This is a genomic window from [Ruminococcus] torques ATCC 27756, from assembly GCF_000153925.1.
In the GTDB taxonomy this organism is placed as follows: Bacteria; Bacillota; Clostridia; order Lachnospirales; family Lachnospiraceae; genus Mediterraneibacter; species Mediterraneibacter torques.
This window is the reverse complement of record NZ_DS264344.1, coordinates 221,814-223,398: the sequence shown is the minus strand read 5'-3', so window position 1 is coordinate 223,398 and position 1,585 is coordinate 221,814. Positions and strand designations below refer to the sequence as shown.

The 1,585-nt window shown below is 38.2% G+C and carries 3 protein-coding genes and 1 pseudogene; 3 read left to right on the top strand and 1 reads right to left on the bottom strand.

The window, feature by feature from the left end:
* Positions 1-343 (bottom strand): zinc-ribbon domain-containing protein (locus RUMTOR_RS01210; RefSeq protein WP_004845179.1); only part of this gene is annotated, 343 nt, incomplete at its 3' end.
* A gap of 129 nt (positions 344-472) precedes the next feature.
* Here RUMTOR_RS01210 and RUMTOR_RS13860 point away from each other — a divergent pair.
* The 3 genes and pseudogenes from RUMTOR_RS13860 to RUMTOR_RS01195 all read left to right on the top strand — a co-directional run.
* Positions 473-790 carry a DUF6431 domain-containing protein gene (locus tag RUMTOR_RS13860; RefSeq protein WP_004845178.1) on the top strand — a complete coding sequence of 106 codons (318 nt, stop codon included), beginning with the start codon at positions 473-475 and terminating at the stop codon, positions 788-790.
* A gap of 286 nt (positions 791-1,076) precedes the next feature.
* Positions 1,077-1,328, top strand: coding sequence for a hypothetical protein (locus tag RUMTOR_RS01200; protein ID WP_004845176.1), 252 nt, complete (start codon positions 1,077-1,079; stop codon positions 1,326-1,328).
* Positions 1,307-1,585 (top strand): annotated as a pseudogene (locus RUMTOR_RS01195) (hypothetical protein); the annotation flags it as partial. The gene RUMTOR_RS01200 and the pseudogene RUMTOR_RS01195, both read left to right, overlap by 22 nt.

Here is a 1,585-nt window from a genome sequence, read left to right as displayed (position 1 = left end):
CTGTAATGTCCGGCTTTAAGTCATATGGATTTTTATTATATTCTACTAATGCGGCATAGGCGTCGTTATAAGTTGGAAAATAGGATTCCGGTTTTAGTGGCTTACATATAGGACGACCAGTAGATGTTTTTCCAACAGTAACCATTGCCCGATATGGGTTTCTAAGGTTTCGATTTTTGATTTGACTTATCTGTCCAAAGCCGTTAGGAAGTCGTTTTCTTTTATTATTTTTATTGCGGGGCTTTCTTGGTTTGATGTCTGGCTGTATCGGATATCCACAATGTGGGCAGAAAGTAGCTTTATCGCTTATCTGTAATTCGCATTCGGGACATTTTAGCAGCATATTTCATACCTCCTTCACGATATTAAAATGAGTTTTGTGTGTGGCAATGTTGATTTATCATGAGTAATCATATATGCTAGTGTAGGAATTGTCAACTCCTACACTCAATATTTTAAAGGGTTTTAATATATGGTTAGTAATGATAAATCAATTTGTCAGAATTGTGGGTCTAAATTAAAACGGTATGATAAGGTTTCAAGAATAGTACGGACGAAAGGCGGAAAAACTTCGTGGATAGAGATTGAACGTTTTCGATGTCCCGTTTGCGGTCAAATACATAGAGAGTTACCAGATTATATTTTTCCGTATAAGCAATACGAAGCAGAGGTGATTCGTGGTGTGTTGGAAGGTTTTATTACTTGTGAAACTTATGGATATGAAGATTATCCATGTGAAATGACCATGATTCGATGGAGGAATTCGCAGGAATTACTACTCCTTTTGTGAAGAATAAAACGAAAGGAGAAAAATCATGTCAAAAGAGGAACGGCACTTACAGACTAAGATTCGAATGTTTGAGGACATACTTTTAAGAACAAAGAATCCAAGTCAAGTAGACAACATCCAAATGGAATTGACAAGGATGAGAGCAAAATTGCAAAAATTATACTTCAAGAGAATGGAGTCCTAACAAGGGCTCTTTCTTTTTTGTGTGTATCGTTTTGCCACTGAGGTTGTTTTAACAAATCGCAAGTCTTATCCTAGAATAGCCGTTGAAAGGAGGTAACAGCCAATGGAAGAAATTACATTTACACCGGGGTCTGTTCCAGTGGTAGTGGTAGCCAGAGTGTATGGAAAAGATGCTTCTTGGGTTCGTGCCGGTATTATATCCGGGTGGCTACCAATTGGAAAAGCTACTAGAAATGGTAAATTGATAACCAACATTGAGGAGATGAATTCAAGATACGGACGCATCAATTTTTACATCTCTCCGAAACGGCTTTGGGAGGAAACGGGATATTTGTGGAAAGGAGAGAAAAATTAAAAATGGGCACAACAATTCGTCCGGAATTATCGGAGAAAAATCCATATTGGATTGAACGTCATCGTTATTATGAGCTGAAGCATTTTTGTCTTCAATATCCAATCTGGAAAAAAGCATATGCAGCCTTGGATGGGCTTAGCCGTCGACCTTCCCGATTTAGAAGTCTTTTCGAAAAAGGAGAGATTAGCGATCCAACTGTTCGGTGTGTAGAAGCTCGATCCTATTATATTGAGCGGTATGAAGACTGTTTGAGCCAG